Below are 18,238 nucleotides of genomic sequence, written 5' to 3'. Positions count from 1 at the left end.
GCAGCCCTTAATGATTTATTATGATGGATACGGCTTGCGAAGATAATTAGTCACCGGAGAATTAAAATGAATGGAAAAAGTGATATTTCGCATGTAAAAAACGAAACCACCTATAACATTCCCTTAGTTCTTGATGAAAATGTGATCTCTAGCGGTATTTCTCTTATATCTTTGTGGCATACGCTGGCCGACGAAAGTTATAACGTGATCTGGCCACGGGATAAGAAAAAACCACTCATTCCGAACTCCTGGGTTGCGGTCTACACCCTGCAAGGGTGCGGCAGGCTGTACCTGCGGGATGGTCGTGATATAACGCTTAATGGAAACTGTATTATCTTCCTGAAACCCATGGATATTCTTTCTTATCACTGCGCAGGACTACTCTGGGAGCAATACTGGATGGAATTTACCCCCACCAGCGTCATGGAAATTCCGCTATTGCAGACAGGTATAATATATAATGGTGATGTATTTAATCAGGAATTAATGGATGTCACTGCGCTAATCGCCAGTAAAATTCCGCTAAAAAATAATCTGGCAGTCGCTTTCCTCACTAAAATGATATATCAATGGATTTGTCTTATTTCAGAAAATGCCCAGAAAGACAGCCAGATTATTCGCATGGAAAAATTACTCTCGGTATTACACGGCGATCTGCAAAAAAACTGGAGCGTCAGTGAGATGGCGCTGCATATGCAGTGCAGCGAACAGTATTTACGCCGCCTCTTTTTGCGCTACACCGGTAAAACGCCAAAGGAGTACTATCTTGACGCCAGACTGGATCTGGCGCATTCCCTGCTGCGCCAGGAGGGCATGACGGTGGGTAAGACGGCGGATATGCTGAACTTCTTTGACCCTTTTCACTTTAGCAAAGCATTTAAACGCCGATTCGGCAGGGCGCCCTCCGACCTTCTGAAGGCGCCTGGCCGCGAATCAATCCCTTAGCCCATCCCCCAGAACACCACCGCCAGCAGCTGCGGGGTGATGATGCGCAGAAACATCACCAGCGGGTACACCGTGGCGTAAGAGAGCGCGGCCGCGCCGCTGGTGGCGTGCAGGTTATTGGCGAACGCCAGCGCCGGTGGGTCGGTCATGGACCCGGCCAGCATGCCGCACAGCGTCAGATAGTTCATCTTCGCGAATATTCGCGCCAGAATCCCTACCGTTAGCAGCGGAATCGCCGTAATAAAGATACCGTAACCGACCCAGCTCAGACCGTCGCCCTGGGTCAGCGTAGCGATAAAGTCTCCGCCGGATTTAAGGCCGACCACCGACAGAAACAGCACAATGCCCAGCTCGCGCAGCGCGAGGTTAGCGCTCGGCGGCATAAACCAGTACAGCTTACCGATGCTGCCGATACGCCCAAGGATCAGCGCCATAATCAGCGGCCCGCCCGCCAGCCCGAGCTTCAGCGCCACCGGGAAGCCGGGAATAAACAGCGGCACCGAACCCAGCAGCACGCCGAGGCCGATACCGATAAACACCGGCAGCATCTGCACCTGCTGCAGCTTTTGCTGGGCGTTGCCTACCTCTGCCGCTACCGCGTCGATAGACGCCGGGCGTCCCACCAGATTGAGGATATCGCCAAACTGCAGGCTGGCTTCGCTGCTGGCCACCAGTTCGACGCCCGCGCGGTTAAGCCGGGAAATCACCACGTCATAGCGCTGCTTGAAGTGCAGATCGCGGATTTTTTTCCCCAGCACCTTCTCGTTGGTCACCACCACGCGCTCGACGCGTAAATCCGTGCCCCGCGTGGACAGCGAGGTATCCACCTCTTTGCCGATCACCAGCTGCGCGTTATGTAAATCAGCCGGCTGCCCCACCAGGTGCAGCAGGTCGCCGGTCTGGATCAGGGTTACGGGCGACGGCACCATCAGCGTGTCATCGCGTTTGAGCCGCGAGCAGATGATTTTATCGCTATTGAGGACCGGCACATCCTGAATGGCGAGGTTATTGAGGTTCGGATTCTCGACGCGGATGTTGATAGTCTGCAGGTGCGCATGCCCGTTGCCCGCATGCTCGTCAAACTGCTGCGCCTCTTTTTCGACGTTGATGCGAAAAAACAGGCGTACCAGCCACATGGTCAGCAGAATGCCGCAGATGCCGAACGGATAGGCCATGGCGTAGCTCATACCCATCTGGTCGACCACCGCGAACGGCTGGCCGAGATCGCGCAGAATCTGCTGCCCGGCGCCCAACGCCGGCGTGTTAGTGACCGCCCCGGAGAAGATACCCAGTACAACGGGAAGCGGGATTGCAAAAAGCTTATGCAGCACCGCCGTGACCAGCCCGCCAAGAATGACGATCAGAATGGCGAAGAGGTTGAGCCGCAGTCCGGAGACCCGCAGAGAGGCAAAAAACCCCGGTCCCACCTGAATGCCTATCGTGTAGACGAACAGGATCAGGCCGAACTCCTGGATGAAGTGCAGCATCGGGCTGCTGAGGGCTATCCCGGCCTGCTCAACAAAATGCCCGACAATGATGCCGCCAAACAGCACCCCGCCAATGCCAAACCCCACGCCGCGAATCTTAACATTGCCAATCCACAGCCCGACCACCGCGACCAGCGCCAGCACGCTGACGGTCAATGCTATATCACTCATACTATTTTCCCTGTGAATAACATTATTGTTATCGAGGATTCTGGCAGAACGCGTTAACGATGTATGGATCGCGGCGCACAAAAAAGCCCCGCCGAAGCGGGGCTTGATCATGATTGCTCGTTAGCTGTGCAGCGCCGGGCGCTCGCTAATGGCGATCCGTTGCGGAGCGATGGCCTCAGGCTCGTTGCGGGTCAGGTCGATATGCAGCAGACCGTTAGTGAAGGTCGCGCCCGTGACTTCCATATGCTCAGCCAGCGTAAAGCTCAGGCTGAACGGCTGGGTGACCAGCCCCTGGTGCAGCCATTTTGGCTCGGCTTCCGGTTTTACCGGCGAACCATTGATCGTCAGGCGGGTGCCTTCGAGCTGGACGTCTAAATCTTCCTGGCGGAATCCGGCCAAAGCCAGCGTGATGCGGTAGTGGTTATCGTCGCTTTTTTCGATGTTGTACGGCGGGAAACCCTGGGCCTCACCGGTATTCAGCATGGCGTTCGCCAGTTTGTCGAAGCCAATCCACTGACGCAGCATGGGGGATAAATCGTAGTTACGCATGATGTTTCTCCTTCTGAGAAGCGAGTAGTGTCCTGCAAGCCTCGCGGCTCGCATATGCTCCCTTACGGCAAGCATGTGGTGTCAGGGCGGCGGCACCGCCACCCAACGGGAATCAGTTAATTTCGATGCGGCGCGGCTTGTTCGCTTCCGGAATGACGCGCTGCAAATCGACATACAGCAGGCCGTTGACCAGGTTAGCGCCCTTCACGTGGATGTTTTCCGCTAACTGGAATTTGCGCTCAAAGTTGCGCTCGGCAATGCCCTGGTAAAGATAAGTACGCTCTTTTTGCTCGGCGGCATGGGCGCCTTTTACCACCAGCAGGTTGTCCTGGGCGGTAATTTCCAGCTCGCTTTCGGCGAAGCCGGCCACCGCAATAGCGATGCGGTAATGGTTTTCGTCCACCAGCTCAACGTTGTACGGAGGGTAGCCGCCATTACTCTGGCTCTGGTTGTTTTCCAGCAGGTTAAACAGGCGGTCAAAACCAATCGCAGAACGGTACAGCGGGGAAAGATCGAAGTTACGCATAATAAAAAGCTCCTGAAATCAGCGAGAATTTACTGACCTTCCACAATGGACAGGTCGAAAGCGCCCGGAACACCCATCTGGCGAGTTCCTCTGGTGGGCCACATTACTAAAGTGGGTTTACCGGAACGTTTTTCAAGGGAATCGGTCTTACTTTTTTTGCACTTTCTGGCGTAACGCTTAGACTGGTATGCAGCACGAAAGGCCAAACTGCGACAGCAGCCACAGTGCAGCGATTCAGGGCTATTTATTTTTGTAGCGGGCCGCTATAACCCGATGGATGGGCAAACAGCAACAATGATAACAACGCGATGAAAAACGATCTGTTAAAGCTGACGGTCTTCTCCGGCATGGTGATGCTGGGAGGATGTTCAAGCGTGATGTCACATACTGGCGGAAAAGAAGGAACGTATCCGGGCATGCGCGCCAGCGCGACGATGCTGGGCGATGACGACACCAACTGGGGCACCAAATCGCTGGTGGCGCTGGATATGCCGTTTACAGCGGTGCTGGATACGCTGCTGCTGCCCTGGGATATGTTCCGTACCGATACCTCGGTAAGATCGCGCGTGGAAAAGAGCGAACGCGATACGATGGCGACCAACGCGGTGATCCCGCCAGCCGCAGGGCCGGTGCAATAAGCTAGCGCTGTGTCGGCGCGACCCACAGCTGCCGATAGCCGTCGACGTCCTCCATCCACGCGATAAGCGCCCCGTCAGGCGAAAAGACTACCGCATCCGCTGAAGGCGGATTTTCGCGATCGGTCGTCAAAAAGGTTATCTCTCCCGTTTCCACGTCGCACAGCGCGAGGCGATTTTCCAGCACAAACCCCAGCCATTTCCCCGACGGATGCCAGTTAAACGCGGACTGTACGCCGCTCGCTGTCGTCACCTGACGAAGATTTTCGCCCTGCGGTGAAATGCACCACAGCTGCGCCACGCCGTTATCGTCGCGCATTAAAAAGGCCAGCGTATCACCCTGCGGGTTGCTCCGGACCCAGTGACGGGGCTGGCTCACCAGCCCCGGATATCGGTTCTGATGGGTAAAGGTTAAACGACGCTGCATCACGCCCGCAGGCGGCGCTGGCATCGTCTGTGGCGTTCCCTGCAGCGGCGTAGCGCCTGCGCATTTCCAGCCCGGCTCATCCTTCGGCAAATCAACAATAAACAGCTCAGGCACTTTTTCGCCCCGGGCAGAGAGGGTATCGCCGATAAACGCCAGCCGGTCGTTGCCCACCCAGCCCTCTTCATAGGCGCGGTTGATGTCATCGCTGCCCGGCGCAGGCGTCGGCGTAGTGCGGCTGACCAGCACGCACCATCGGCTACCGCCGTAGTTTCGCGGATGGGCCCCCGCCGGAGAAACCGGGCCATACGGCACGGCGACGCCGACATTGCGTAAATCCAGCGCCGGGTCGCGCTCGTGCAGCACATGATCGTTATAGGTAAAGCTTACCCGCCGCCCGTCAGGGCTGAACACGTGAACATGGCTGCCGCCGCGCAGCGCGCCGGGCGTGTAGGGCGCGGTGATATCCATCGCATCGAGATTGCTCGTCTGGCCATTGTGCGCAATCACCCCCTGACGATGGTGAAAATCGTACTGCCAGTCAGCATCAGGGTTTTCAGGGCCGCGGATAAAAACGTATTGCTCTTCCGCAGGATGAACGGTCACCACGCCGACATGCGCGCCGTTGATGGCGCGATAAATAACCTCAACCTCGCCCGTAGTGACATTTACTCGCTCAATGGTTTCGCCGGTAAATGAGGCTCCGGAGGGGCGGACGTCATAAACCAGCCACTGGCCGTCTGGCGTCCAGGTGTTGATATTGGTGAGCTGATGATGGCGGGGAGCAAAGGTGACTTGTTGCATGGCGATACCCTGATGCGCAGTTATCGCATCAGGGTAAAACATCGCGGGGATTTAGCCTACACGTTTCACGTCGCCCACCAGCAAGATGTAGGAGAGCGCGCCGATCAGCGCGACCGCGGAGATGTAGACGAGCGCCGGGCCGAAGCCATAATCCTGCGCCAGGTAGCCAATTACCAGCGGCACGGTGATACCGCCCAGGCCGCCGACGAAGTTGAACACGCCGCCGGTCAGGCCAATCAACCGCATCGGTGCCAGAGACGACACCAGCGACCAGGTGATGGAAGCGAAGCCGTTACCGAAGAACGCCACCGCCATCAGGGTCATAATCCATACCGGATCGTTGGTGTAGTTGGCGCCCATGATGCAGGTGGAGATCAGCAGGCCGCAGATAATCGGCGTTTTACGCGCTACACCCAGCGAGACGCCTTTTTTCACCAGCTTATCGGCCAGCCAGCCGGAAAGCAGAACGCCGAAGAACGCCGCGAGGAATGGCACGGTGGTCATAAAGCCCGCCTTCAGCGCGGTAATGCCCTTTTCCTGGGTCAGATAGTTCGGGAACCAGGTCAGGAAGAACCACAGAGTCGAGGTGACGGCAAACTGCCCGAGATAAACACCCACCAGTTTACGGTGGAAGACCAGCTTCCAGTCCGCTTTGGTCAGCGGCTGGCGCGCCTCTTTTTTCACTGGCGCATCGCCATCCACCAGGCCACCACCGTCACGGATGTAGTCCAGTTCAGCTTTAGTGATGCTTTTAGTCAGACGCGGCGGCTGGTAAACCTTGAACCAGATAAACGACCAGATAATGCCTATCCCACCAGTGACGATAAACACCCAGTGCCAGCTCAGCAGCTCCTGGATCCAGATCAGCAGCGGCGTCAGGAACGCCAGTCCGACAAACTGCCCGGAAGTGTAGAAACCAACGGCAGAGGCACGCTCATGCTCCGGGAACCAACTGGTCACCATACGGTTGTTGGTCGGGAACGCTGGCGCTTCGAAAATTCCGGTAATGGCGCGCAGGCCAATTAGCGACATCAGCCCGGTAGCAAAGCCCTGGCACAGGGTGGCCACGGACCAGCCTAAAATGGCGATGAAATAGGTCAGGCGCGAACCCACGCGGTCAAGGAACCAACCGCCGGGGATCTGACACAGCGTATAAAGCCAGGCAAACGCCGAAAAGACGTAGCCCATTTCCGCTTTGGTAATACCAAACTCTTCCTGAATATGAGCCGATGCCACGGCCAGGTTGGCGCGGTCGACATAACAAATAACCACGGTGATAAAGATCATAATCAGCGTCAGATAACGGCGACGCCCGGTTTTTGTAGCGGTAACTGGAATATCCATGCAATCTGTCTCCAGATTTTGGGCATAGCGAAGCCGCTCACCATGCCCTGTAATTTACAGAGGGTTATATTTTTGTAGGTAAGGTTTTTTCCGGTGGCGCAGTATTTACCGGCGAGTTACCACTCGGCTACAGATCCATCTTCATGACGCCATAACGGGTTACGCCAGTCCGGCGCATTTTTACTCAGCTCAATGACTTTGGCTTCGTCAATATCCACGCCAAGGCCCGGCTTCATTAACGGTTTAAAGAAACCGCCTTCCATGCTGAAGTCTTCTTTGTTTTTCACAAAATCGAGCAGTTCCGCGCCCTTGTTATAGTGAATGCCCATGCTCTGTTCCTGGAACACGGCATTACGGGAGACAAAGTCCACGTGCAGGCAGGCGGCCAGCGCGATCGGCCCAAGCGGACAATGCGGCGCCAGCGCCACATCGTAAGCTTCCGCCATTCCGGCAATTTTGTAGCATTCGGTGATACCGCCTGCGTGGGAGAGATCCGGTTGCAGAATGGCAATGCCGCCCGCTTCCAGCACACGTTTGAACTCGAAGCGCGAGAACATACGTTCACCCGCCGCGATTGGAATATGGGTCTGTTCAGCCAGTTTCGGATAGTATTCCGCCTGCTCTGCCAGCACCGGCTCTTCGATAAACAGCGGACGATAAGGTTCAAGCTCTTTAATCAGTACCTTGGCCATCGGCGCGCTGACGCGGCCGTGGAAATCCAGGCCAAACTCAATCTCATTGCCAAAAGCCTCGCGGATTTGCGCCACGGTGTTCACCGCACGGTCTACCGCGCGTGAGTTGTCGATGATGCCCATCTCTTCGCAGCCGTTCAGCTTGAAAGTATCGAAACCGATGCCGCACAGCTGCTTAATACCGTCGATCACTTCCGCGGGACGGTCGCCGCCCACCCAGCTGTAGGCTTTGATTTTATCGCGCACCAGGCCGCCCATCAGCTGCCAAACCGGCGCATTCAGCACTTTACCTTTGATATCCCACAGCGCCTGGTCGATACCGGCGATGGCGCTCATCAGGATCGGGCCACCACGGTAGAAGCCCGCGCGGTACATCACCTGCCACAGGTCGTTAATACGCGCCGGATCCTGGCCAATCAGGTATTCGCCCAGTTCATGCACAGCCGCTTCAACGGTGCGCGCACGCCCTTCAATCACCGGCTCGCCCCAGCCAACAACGCCTTCGTCGGTTTCGATTTTCAGGAACATCCAGCGTGGGGGTAAACGGTACGTGGTGAGTTTGATAATTTTCATTTCACTGCCTCTCGATACGCTTTCACAAATGCTGTCGCCTGCTGCGCGGTTTGTTCAACTGACTGCCCGGCGCGATAGAGATCGCTGCCCAGCCCCGCCCCCACACAACCGGCTTTCATCCACTGCGCCAGGTTTTCTGGCGTAACACCGCCCACGGCAAAGACCGGCACGCTGGCGGGTAATACCGCTTTCAGCGCTTTGATGTAGTCCGGGCCAAAGGCCGATGAGGGAAAAATTTTGAGCGCCTGCGCGCCCGCATCGAGGGCAGTAAAGGCTTCCGTAGCTGTCGCACATCCCGGACAGACGGTCATGCCGTAGCTCACCGCGCGGCGGATCACCTCAGGATTAATATTGGGCGTGACGATAAGCTTGCAGCCCATTTTCGCCAGCTCATCCACCTGCTCCGGCTGTAACACGGTTCCCGCGCCGATCAGCGCTTTATCGCCAAACGCCTCCACGACGGCCAGGATGCTTTTTTCCCATTGCGGGGAGTTGAGCGGGATTTCCACCGCGTCGAATCCGGCGTCGATCGCCGCGCCGACATGCGCTAACGCCTCATCGGGCGTGATACCGCGCAAAATCGCGATAAGGGGAAGATCAGTTTGCCACTGCATGAGCGATGCTCCTTATTCCTGCCTGAAATGCCGTATCGCCGGAGATCGTCGCCACATCGCGCCCAATAGCGTGAAATGCCTGCTGATAGCGCGACGTTAACGCGCTTCCGGCAACAATCGTGATAGCCTGCCCCTGCGCGACAAAATCGCGCATGCTGGCGACTTCTGCGCCAATCAGCAGACCGGACAGAAATTCGTTGACCTGCTCGCGCGGGAGATTTCCCAGCACATGCGAAGCGCGAACTTCGAAGAGTTTCGGCAGAACATCAGGTGACGCGATACCACGTTCAAGCCCGGCGGTAAATGCTGCGGGCGACGCCTCTTGCGCTGGCAACCCCGCACCCACCAGCGAATGCGTCAGCAGCAGGTGGTGCAGCTCGCCGGTCATCACGGTGCGAAAATCATGGATTTGCTCAGCATCGGCCTGCACCCACTTGCAGTGCGTACCGGGCATGACGTAAACAGAAGAAGGAGAAAGCGTGCGCGCGCCAAGCAGCTGCGTCTCTTCGCCGCGCATCACGTTGTGGTTATCGTCGCGAGAGACGCACAAGCCGGGAATAATCCAGACATTGTCATCAACGGACGTTAACTGCTCGCCAATGGCAGAGAAATGCGCAGGAACCGGCAAGTACGGGGCAATTTTCCAGCCCACGTTGCTGCCGACCATGCCCGCCATTACCACCGGCGTGGCGCCATCGCGCCAGTTTTGTGTCACCTCTGCTAACACCGCCTCGGGGGATTTACCGTTCAGGCGAGTGATGCCTGCTTCTGATTGCCTGCTCTCCAGGCACTGCTCATCCTGGTAAAGCCAGGCGCGCAGATTGGTCGATCCCCAGTCAATTGCGATGTAGCGAGATGTCATGTGATTTCCTTCAACCTTCGTGTCGAGCTGGCGATCATGGTGAGCGCCGCCTGCTCTGCCGCATCGCCGTCCTGATGCCGTATCGCATCGAACAGCGCTTTATGTTCCTGGAGCGTTTTCGGCATGTTGGCCTCATCACCCATCCAGGTTCGTTCAAATACAGCCCGCTGCAGCGAACTAATCGCTACGCTAAGCTGCTGTAAAACCGGGTTATGTACCGACTGTAGCACCGCTTCGTGATAGCGGATGTCCGCCTCGTTAAACGCATCCCGGTCCTGGTTATTCGCAATCATGTCGTTGAGAGCTGACTCAATCTGCGCAAGGTCGCCTGACGTCGCCCGTTCCGCCGCCCAGCGCGCAATCGCGGGTTCCACTAAATTTCGCACCTCGCTCATTGCGCTAATAAGCCGTGGGTCATAGTCGTGCTCCAGCACCCACTGCAGGACATCGGTATCGAGGTAGTTCCACTGGTTGCGAGCTGCGACAAAGGCGCCGCGATAACGCTTCATTTCAATCAGCCGCTTCGCCATCAGCGAGCGGAATACTTCGCGGATGATGTTGCGCGAAGTTTCAAATTCGTCGCACAACTCTGCCTCCGCAGGCAATGGCGAGCCTGGTACGTACTTGCCGCCGACAATCTGCTTGCCCAGCGAGATAACAATGCGATCGGTTTTGTTGAGGGTCATGGAGAGTCCTTATGCTCTGTATGAACCCACCTACTTTACCGCCGCTGCTGAATTTCGCCTCAATTTTGTAGTACCGGTGTGATGTCATTCCTCATCACTACGCCCACAATGTAGTACAATTTAATTGTGTTGTACTACAATTTAGATCACAAAAACGACGACTAGTAATAAAGATGTTATGAAGAGGAAATGGCAGGCATAAAAAAACCCGCGATCAACGCGGGCTGTAGGCAAGAGGAAAAACGCTAGTTCAGCACAAATTTATCAATGGCCCAGGCAACGCCATCTTCAAGGTTCGATTTGGTGACAAAATTCGCCATTTCTTTGACCGATGGAATCGCGTTGTCCATGGCCACGCCGACGCCGGCATACTCAATCATGGCGATGTCGTTCTCCTGATCGCCAATCGCCATTACCTCATCCTGTTTGATGCCGAGCGTCTCGGCCAGCGCCTGCACGCCGGTCCCTTTGTTCACGCGCTTATCGAGGATTTCCAGGAAGTACGGCGCGCTCTTCAGCACGGTGTATTTCTCTTTCACCTCAGCCGGAATACGGGCAATGGCCTTATCCAGGACAGCCGGCTCATCAATCATCATCACTTTCAGGAACTGCGTGGCCGGATCCATCTTCTCCGCTTCACAGAACACCAGCGGGATAGTGGCGACAAAGGACTCATGTACGGTGTAGTAGCTGATATCGCGGTTGGCGGTATACAGCGTATTGCGATCCAGCGCGTGGAAGTGAGAACCCACCTCGCGGGAGAGCTTTTCCAGATACCGGTAGTCATCATAGCTCAGCGCGGTTTGCGCCACCGTGCTGCCGTCAGCGGCCTTCTGTACCAGCGCGCCGTTGTAGGTAATGCAGTAATCGCCCGGTTGATTCATGTGCAGCTCTTTCAGATAGCTGTGCACGCCCGCATACGGGCGTCCGGTCGTCAGCACCACGTTGACGCCGCGTTCGCGGGCGGCGGCAATCGCGTTTTTAACGGCGGGAGAGATGGTGTGGTCCGGCAGCAGCAACGTTCCGTCCATGTCGATTGCGATGAGTTTGATAGCCATGAGATCCCCGAGGTCAATGAGTCAACGCTCATGCTAACGCGATTTAGCTCAAAAAACAGCAAAAGAGTCGGAGGAAAAGGGGGATGGGATGCGAGGAAGAGATTCCTCTTTTGTGCAGGATTATCTCCCCCTCACCCCGCCCCTCTCCCACAGGGCGAGGGAGAAAAGACAACACCCTCTCCACGATGGGGAGAGGGTCAGAGTGAGGGGAAAACGGTTTAGATGTCGATATTCGCCGCTTTCAGCGCGTTCTCTTCGATGAAGGCGCGACGCGGTTCAACGGCGTCGCCCATCAGCGTGGTGAACAGCTGGTCGGCAGCGATCGCGTCTTTTACGGTCACGCGCAGCATGCGACGGCTTTCCGGGTCCATCGTGGTTTCCCACAGCTGATCCGGGTTCATCTCGCCCAGGCCTTTATAGCGCTGAATCGAGAGACCACGACGGGACTCTTTCACCAGCCAGTCCAGCGCCTGCTCGAAGCTGGCGACCGGCTGACGGCGTTCGCCGCGTTCAATAAAGGCGTCGTCTTCAATCAGGCCGCGCAGCTTCTCGCCGAGCGTGCAGATGCGACGGTACTCGCCGCCGGTCACGAACTCGTGATCGAACAGATAGTCGGTATCCACGCCGTGGGTACGTACGCGAATAACCGGCTCAAACTGCTGCTGTTCGGCGTTTTCACGAATATCGAATTTCCACTGGCTGCCGTGCTGTTCGTTTTCGTTCAGCTCGCTCACCAGCTGGTTAACCCAGCGGGTTGCCGTCTGCTCGCTGCCCAGATCGCTTTCCGTCAGCGTCGGCTGGTAAATCAGCGCGTTCAGCAGCGCGCGCGGGTAGCGGCGCTCCATACGGCCGATCATTTTCTGCGTGGCGTTGAACTCGGAGACCAGACGCTCCAGCGGCTCGCCGGCCAGCGCTGGCGCATTCGCGTTGCAGTGCAGGGTGGCGCCATCAAGGGCGATAGCGATTTGGTACTGATCCATCGCTTCATCGTCTTTAATGTACTGTTCCTGCTTGCCTTTTTTCACCTTGTACAGCGGCGGCTGCGCGATATACACGTGGCCGCGCTCAACGATTTCCGGCATCTGACGGTAGAAGAAGGTCAGCAGCAGCGTACGGATGTGCGAGCCGTCGACGTCCGCATCGGTCATGATGATGATGCTGTGGTAGCGCAGCTTGTCCGGATTGTACTCGTCGCGGCCGATGCCACAGCCGAGCGCGGTGATAAGCGTCGCCACTTCCTGAGAGGAGAGCATCTTGTCGAAGCGGGCTTTCTCGACGTTGAGGATTTTACCCTTCAGCGGCAGAATCGCCTGGTTCTTACGGTTACGGCCCTGCTTTGCAGAACCGCCCGCGGAGTCCCCTTCCACGAGGTACAGTTCGGACAGCGCCGGGTCGCGCTCCTGGCAGTCGGCCAGCTTGCCCGGCAGACCGGCGAGGTCCAGCGCGCCTTTACGGCGGGTCATTTCACGGGCTTTACGCGCGGCTTCACGGGCGCGCGCCGCATCGATAATCTTGCCGACGACGATTTTCGCGTCAGACGGGTTTTCCAGCAGGTATTCGCTCAGCAGTTCGTTCATCTGCTGTTCCACCGCCGATTTCACCTCAGAGGAGACCAGCTTGTCCTTGGTCTGAGAGGAGAATTTCGGGTCCGGCACCTTCACGGAAACCACCGCAATCAGGCCTTCACGGGCATCGTCGCCGGTGGCGCTGACTTTGGCTTTTTTGCTGTAACCTTCTTTATCCATGTAGGCGTTCAGGGTACGGGTCATCGCCGCGCGGAAGCCCGCGAGGTGGGTACCGCCGTCACGCTGCGGAATGTTGTTGGTAAAGCAGTAGATGTTTTCCTGGAAACCATCGTTCCACTGCAGCGCAACTTCAACGCCGATACCGTCTTTTTCGGTGGAGAAGTAGAAGATATTCGGGTGAATCGGCGTTTTGTTCTTGTTGAGATACTCAACGAACGCCTTGATGCCGCCTTCGTAGTGGAAATGGTCTTCTTTGTTGTCGCGCTTGTCTTTCAGGCGGATAGAAACGCCGGAGTTCAGGAACGACAGCTCGCGCAGGCGCTTGGCCAGGATGTCATATTCGAATTCGGTGACGTTGGTGAAGGTTTCGTGGCTTGGCCAGAAACGCACCATAGTACCGGTTTTATCGGTATCGCCCGTCACCGCCAGCGGCGCCTGCGGCACGCCGTGGGTATAAAGCTGGCGGTGAATTTTTCCTTCGCGCTGGATAACCAGCTCCAGCTTCTGCGACAGGGCGTTAACCACGGACACGCCTACGCCGTGCAGACCGCCGGAAACTTTGTAGGAGTTATCATCGAACTTACCGCCTGCGTGCAGAACGGTCATGATAACTTCGGCAGCAGACACGCCCTCTTCCGGGTGAATACCGGTTGGGATGCCACGACCATCATCGGTGACGGAGACGGAGTTGTCCGCATGGATCGTGACCACGATGTCTTTACAGTGACCCGCGAGCGCTTCGTCGATAGCGTTATCTACCACCTCGAATACCATGTGGTGCAGACCGGTGCCGTCATCCGTATCGCCGATATACATACCCGGGCGCTTACGCACCGCATCCAGCCCTTTCAGGACTTTGATACTGGAGGAGTCATAAGAATTCGACATCAACGTTTCTCGCTCATTTAATCTTGGGTTAATCCGTTATTTTACCCTTTTCCACGGTAAACATCTTCGAATTTTCGTCCGACATGTCTATAACGTGTTCAGCGCTAATGGCGCTGACGAAAACCTGCGACTGCGTGGCTTTTAAGCGGCTGGCAAGCAGCCCGCGCCGGGCATCGTCAAGCTCCGAGGCAAAATCATCTATCAGGTACAGGCAGCGCCGCCCGCTCTCGCGGGTGAGAAACTCCCCCTGCGCCAGGCGCAGGGCGCACATCAGCAGCTTCAGCTGCCCGCGCGATAAGGTGTCCTCCACCGGCGCGCCGTCGGCGCGAATGCGGAAATCCGCCTTGTGCGGGCCGTGCGCGGTGTAGGTCAGCATGCGGTCGCGCTCGAAGTTTCGCTCCAGCACCTCAGCATAGTCCGTCTCTTTCTCCCAGCCGCGCTGGAAGGAGAAGGTCAGAGAAAACTCGGGTAAAAACTGCCGGCAGGTATCCGCCATATCGTCGGCAATACCTGCGCTGTATTCGGCGCGCCAGGCGCTGATTTGCTCCGCCAGCGGGATAAGCTCCCGGTCCCACGGACGCAGCTGCTCATAGCGGGTGACCTGGCGCAGCGCGGCGTTGCGCTGCTTGAGCAGCCGCTTGAGGTTGCTCCAGGCGTTAAAAAAGCCCGCTTCGTTGTGAAAGCATCCCCAGTCGAGGAAGGCTCTTCTGTATTTGGGGCCGCCGTTGAGCAAAGTAAACCCCTCGGGCGTGATGAGCTGCATCGGCATCAGCAGCGCCAGCTCAGCCACTTTGTGGCCGTCGGTGCCGTCGATGCGCACCTTGCTGTCGCCCAGCTTGTCTTTAGTCAGACCGATAGCGGTTTCCCGCGTCTCCCCCTGCAGGCGCCCGTGCAGCACAAACGACTCCTGCTCGTGGCGGATAACGCGGCCGATTTGCAGACTGCGAAACGCCCGGCCATGGCCGAGCGTATAGATGGCTTCCAGCACGCTGGTCTTGCCGCTGCCGTTGGCGCCAACCAGAAAGTTAAAGCCGGGGGATAACGCGAGATCCGCGCTTTCGATATTGCGAAAGTCGCGGATCAACAGGCGGGTGAGCGACATTACAGTCTCATTGGCATAACAACGTAGGCAGCCGACTGTGATGCGGCATCTTCAATTTGTACGCTTGATACGGAATCGGTCAGCAGAATACGCACGTTTTCGCACTTGAGCGCATTCAGCACATCCAGCACGTAGCTGACGTTAAAGCCGATTTCCATCTCCGCGCCGGCGTAGGTGACGTCCAGAATCTCTTCGGCTTCTTCCTGCTCCGGGTTGTTGGCGGTGATCTTGAGCTGATTTTCGCTGACATACAGACGCACGCCGCGGAACTTCTCGTTAGAGAGAATCGCCGCGCGGGCAAACGCCTGCTTAAGCAGGTCGCAGCCGGCGTCGAGGTGTTTATCCGGGTTTTTCGGCAATACGCGACGATAATCCGGGAAACGGCCGTCAACCAGCTTCGATGTGAAGATAAAATCGCCGACGTGCGCACGAATGTTGTTGCTGCCGATCTGCACGCGCAGCGGCGTATCGCCGCCGTCGAGCATGCGCATCAGCTCAATAACGCCTTTACGCGGCACGATCACCGAATGGTTCGGCAGCGTCTCGCCAATCGGCATCGCGCAGACCGCCAGGCGGTGGCCGTCGGTCGCCACGGTACGCAGCTCTTCGCCTTCGGTTTCAAACAGCATACCGTTTAAGTAGTAACGAACGTCCTGATGCGCCATCGAAAACTGCGTGGCCTCAATCAGGCGCTTCATCGTCGCCTGCGCTACGGTGAATTCCACTTCGCTCTGCCAGTCGTCGAGGTTCGGGAAATCCGCCGCCGGCAGCGTGGAGAGCGAAAAACGGCTGCGGCCGGAGCGCACCAGCATACGGTCGCCCTCCAGCTGAACGGCGATTTCCGCCCCTTCCGGCAGACCGCGGCAGATGTCGAAGAATTTACGCGCCGGGACGGTCGTCGCCCCCGCGTTGTGCGGCTGCGTCAGCGCCACGCGGGCGACCATTTCCATTTCAAGATCGGTACCGGTCAGCGACAGCGCGCCATCGGCCACCTGCAGCAGCAGGTTGCCAAGGATAGGCAGCGTCGGACGGCCGCCTAACGGACCACTCACCTGCTGCAGCGGTTTTAATAAATGTTCACGTTCAACGGTAAATTTCATAGGATCACGACGACAATGTTCTGATTAAGTTGGAAAAATCTTCTTTGATATCGTGGCTTTCTTCACGCAGCTGCTCAATCTTGCGGCAGGCGTGCAGCACGGTCGTGTGGTCGCGGCCACCAAACGCATCGCCGATTTCCGGCAGGCTGTGGTTGGTGAGTTCCTTGGCCAGCGCCATCGCCATCTGACGCGGACGCGCGACAGAACGGGAACGACGCTTGGAAAGCAGATCCGCCACTTTGATCTTGTAGTATTCCGCCACCGTCTTTTGAATGTTGTCGATGGTGACCAGTTTTTCCTGCAGCGCCAGCAAATCCCTGAGCGCTTCACGCACGAAATCGATGGTGATGGCGCGGCCGGTAAAGTTGGCGTTGGCAATGACGCGGTTCAGCGCCCCTTCCAGCTCACGCACGTTGGAACGCAGGCGTTTGGCGATAAAAAACGCCACTTCGCCCGGCAGGCGGATGTCGTTTTCGTCGGCCTTTTTCATCAGGATCGCCACGCGGGTTTCCAGCTCCGGCGGCTCGATCGCCACGGTTAATCCCCAGCCAAAGCGGGATTTCAGACGATCTTCCACACCGTTAATCTCTTTCGGATAGCGATCCGACGTCAGGATGATCTGCTGATTGCCTTCCAGCAGGGCATTAAAGGTGTGGAAAAACTCTTCCTGGGATCGTTCTTTGTTAGCAAAAAACTGAATGTCATCGATCAGCAGCGCGTCGACGGAGCGGTAGTAGCGCTTGAACTCTTCAATGGCGTTGTTCTGCAGCGCTTTTACCATGTCCTGCACGAAGCGCTCGGAGTGCATGTACACCACTTTGGCGTTGGGTTTGCGGGCGATAATGCCGTTGCCGACCGCGTGCAGCAGGTGGGTTTTACCCAGACCGGTGCCGCCATAAAGGAACAGCGGGTTATAGGCGCCGCCGGGGTTATCCGCCACCTGACGTGCCGCCGCGCGCGCCAGCTGGTTCGATTTACCCTCAACGAAGTTATCAAAGGTGTGTTTGACGTTAACGTTGGAGCGGTATGACGGCTCCGCAGGCGCGGGAACGTTGTCCCAGCCAGGGCGGGCTGCCGGCGCGGCGCGCGGCATCTGCATCTGCGCCGCCTGGGCAGGCGCAGCGACGTGCGCAGGCTCTCTTACCGCCTGGGTCACCGGTTTTGTGCCGACTTCAAAACGCAGCTGTGGAACGTCCGTACCACAGAAATCATTGAGCAATCCGTTGATATTATTAAGGTATTTATCCCTTACCCAATCGAGCACAAAGCGGTTTGGCGCGTACAGGGCCAGCGTGTTATCGCTCAGTTCCGCCTGCAAAGGGCGTATCCACATGCTGAATTCTGTGGCTGGTAACTCATCCTGCAATCGGGCAAGACACTGCTGCCAAAGCGAAAGTGACACGGCGGACTCCACTCGAACAAAATCGATTAAAAGGCTAAAACTGAAGTTAATGATTGTTGGCACACGTCGATTAGACCCAATGCACAAGGGTTGACGTGCGAACCGCTATCTGCGGTTTTTCACGCGATCGATCGGGCGTCATGTTGCCTGAGGAACGTCGTGTATATGCCCGTTCAGGATCCGGGATCGCTATCGGGACCGCGGATCATAGCCTAAACTGAGCCAGAGATCTTCTGTTTCTCACAGATTCTTCCCGATTTATCCACAGGAAGGATCGAGACCGGCTAAGTGTAATCGATCCTGGGAAAAGTGAGGGGCGATTTCTCCCGCATATTGGAAAAATTAATGAGGGTCGACAATTTTTTGCATAATCGATCTAATAAAGATCCCGGACGATCCTTGCGCTTTAAACGGCAGGACGTATAATCCCCCACCCGGTGCGTTATGCCCACTTTGTGGCGTCGTATGCTGTGTGAACTTTGCGCAAAAAGGCGTAAATTCCCGCGGGAAATAAGGAAAGAGAATTGACTCTGGAGTGTACAATTATTACAATCCGGCCTCTTTAATCACCCTTGGCTTCGGCGTCCGTCATACGAATCTCGTTTGGGTATACGCAAAAGTCAGTGAATTT

At 56.7% G+C, this 18,238-nt stretch carries 16 protein-coding genes, 1 pseudogene and 1 other annotated feature; of the genes and pseudogenes, 3 read left to right on the top strand and 14 right to left on the bottom strand.

Annotated elements, in window-relative coordinates; genetic code table 11:
• Positions 1-66 precede the first annotated feature (66 nt).
• Positions 67-945 (top strand): AraC family transcriptional regulator, encoded by an 879-nt coding sequence (locus ENTCL_RS00080; RefSeq protein ID WP_013364077.1) that lies wholly within the window; start codon positions 67-69, stop codon positions 943-945.
• Here the strand turns inward: ENTCL_RS00080 and ENTCL_RS00075 are convergent.
• The 3 genes from ENTCL_RS00075 to ibpA form a co-directional block, all read right to left on the bottom strand.
• Complete coding sequence (locus tag ENTCL_RS00075; RefSeq protein WP_013364076.1) at positions 942-2,603, bottom strand: putative transporter; 1,662 nt, start codon at positions 2,601-2,603, stop codon at positions 942-944. The genes ENTCL_RS00080 and ENTCL_RS00075 overlap by 4 nt on opposite strands.
• 120 nt (positions 2,604-2,723) lie before the next feature.
• Entirely contained in the window at positions 2,724-3,152 is a 429-nt protein-coding gene (gene ibpB / locus ENTCL_RS00070; protein ID WP_013364075.1) for a small heat shock chaperone IbpB, read from the bottom strand.
• A gap of 112 nt (positions 3,153-3,264) precedes the next feature.
• A complete protein-coding gene (gene ibpA, locus ENTCL_RS00065) occupies positions 3,265-3,678 on the bottom strand; it encodes a small heat shock chaperone IbpA (protein ID WP_013364074.1) in 414 nt (137 codons plus the stop codon).
• Positions 3,672-3,746, bottom strand: a sequence feature (ROSE (Repression Of Heat Shock gene Expression) occurs in the 5'-region of heat shock genes and acts as an RNA thermometer to modulate expression.). It overlaps the preceding gene by 7 nt.
• 240 nt (positions 3,747-3,986) lie before the next feature.
• On the opposite strand from ibpA, the gene ENTCL_RS00060 reads away from it, so the two are divergent.
• Positions 3,987-4,316 carry a YceK/YidQ family lipoprotein gene (locus ENTCL_RS00060; protein WP_013364073.1) on the top strand — a complete coding sequence of 110 codons (330 nt, stop codon included), beginning with the start codon at positions 3,987-3,989 and terminating at the stop codon, positions 4,314-4,316.
• 1 nt (position 4,317) lies between these two features.
• On the opposite strand, the gene ENTCL_RS00055 is transcribed toward ENTCL_RS00060, so the two are convergent.
• The 11 genes and pseudogenes from ENTCL_RS00055 to dnaA all read right to left on the bottom strand — a co-directional run bounded on the left by ENTCL_RS00055 (position 4,318) and on the right by dnaA (position 17,607).
• Entirely contained in the window at positions 4,318-5,541 is a 1,224-nt protein-coding gene (locus ENTCL_RS00055) for a YidR family protein (protein WP_013364072.1), read from the bottom strand.
• A 51-nt stretch (positions 5,542-5,592) separates the two neighbouring features.
• Positions 5,593-6,929, bottom strand: a pseudogene (locus tag ENTCL_RS00050) (MFS transporter).
• Positions 6,930-7,001: 72 nt separating this feature from the next.
• On the bottom strand, positions 7,002-8,150 hold the full coding sequence (gene dgoD, locus ENTCL_RS00045; protein WP_013364070.1) for a galactonate dehydratase: 1,149 nt from the start codon (positions 8,148-8,150) through the stop codon (positions 7,002-7,004).
• Positions 8,147-8,764, bottom strand: a complete 618-nt coding sequence (locus ENTCL_RS00040; protein ID WP_013364069.1) for a 2-dehydro-3-deoxy-6-phosphogalactonate aldolase — start codon at positions 8,762-8,764, stop codon at positions 8,147-8,149. Before ENTCL_RS00040 ends, dgoD begins: the two co-directional genes overlap by 4 nt.
• Complete coding sequence (locus ENTCL_RS00035) at positions 8,748-9,626, bottom strand: 2-dehydro-3-deoxygalactonokinase (RefSeq protein ID WP_013364068.1); 879 nt, start codon at positions 9,624-9,626, stop codon at positions 8,748-8,750. Before ENTCL_RS00035 ends, ENTCL_RS00040 begins: the two co-directional genes overlap by 17 nt.
• A complete protein-coding gene (gene dgoR / locus ENTCL_RS00030) occupies positions 9,623-10,312 on the bottom strand; it encodes a D-galactonate utilization transcriptional regulator DgoR (RefSeq protein ID WP_013364067.1) in 690 nt (229 codons plus the stop codon). Before dgoR ends, ENTCL_RS00035 begins: the two co-directional genes overlap by 4 nt.
• A gap of 245 nt (positions 10,313-10,557) precedes the next feature.
• Positions 10,558-11,370: a sugar-phosphatase gene (gene yidA / locus ENTCL_RS00025; RefSeq protein WP_013364066.1), complete on the bottom strand. Its 813-nt coding sequence runs from the start codon at positions 11,368-11,370 to the stop codon at positions 10,558-10,560.
• A 218-nt stretch (positions 11,371-11,588) separates the two neighbouring features.
• Positions 11,589-14,003, bottom strand: a complete 2,415-nt coding sequence (gyrB, locus tag ENTCL_RS00020) for a DNA topoisomerase (ATP-hydrolyzing) subunit B (RefSeq protein WP_013364065.1) — start codon at positions 14,001-14,003, stop codon at positions 11,589-11,591.
• A 28-nt stretch (positions 14,004-14,031) separates the two neighbouring features.
• Positions 14,032-15,105: a DNA replication/repair protein RecF gene (recF, locus tag ENTCL_RS00015; RefSeq protein ID WP_013364064.1), complete on the bottom strand. Its 1,074-nt coding sequence runs from the start codon at positions 15,103-15,105 to the stop codon at positions 14,032-14,034.
• Positions 15,105-16,205, bottom strand: coding sequence for a DNA polymerase III subunit beta (dnaN, locus tag ENTCL_RS00010; RefSeq protein ID WP_013364063.1), 1,101 nt, complete (start codon positions 16,203-16,205; stop codon positions 15,105-15,107). Before dnaN ends, recF begins: the two co-directional genes overlap by 1 nt.
• Positions 16,206-16,209: 4 nt before the next feature.
• Positions 16,210-17,607 carry a chromosomal replication initiator protein DnaA gene (gene dnaA / locus ENTCL_RS00005; protein ID WP_013364062.1) on the bottom strand — a complete coding sequence of 466 codons (1,398 nt, stop codon included), beginning with the start codon at positions 17,605-17,607 and terminating at the stop codon, positions 16,210-16,212.
• Positions 17,608-17,952: 345 nt separating this feature from the next.
• Here dnaA and ENTCL_RS24085 point away from each other — a divergent pair, with 345 nt between their 5' ends.
• Complete coding sequence (locus tag ENTCL_RS24085; protein WP_420805096.1) at positions 17,953-18,033, top strand: hypothetical protein; 81 nt, start codon at positions 17,953-17,955, stop codon at positions 18,031-18,033.
• Positions 18,034-18,238: the final 205 nt, after the last annotated feature.

The sequence above is a fragment of the [Enterobacter] lignolyticus SCF1 genome (assembly GCF_000164865.1).
In the GTDB taxonomy this organism is placed as follows: Bacteria; Pseudomonadota; Gammaproteobacteria; order Enterobacterales; family Enterobacteriaceae; genus Enterobacter_B; species Enterobacter_B lignolyticus.
Note: the sequence above shows the minus strand (reverse complement) of the source record. Positions and strands in the feature narration are given on the sequence as shown.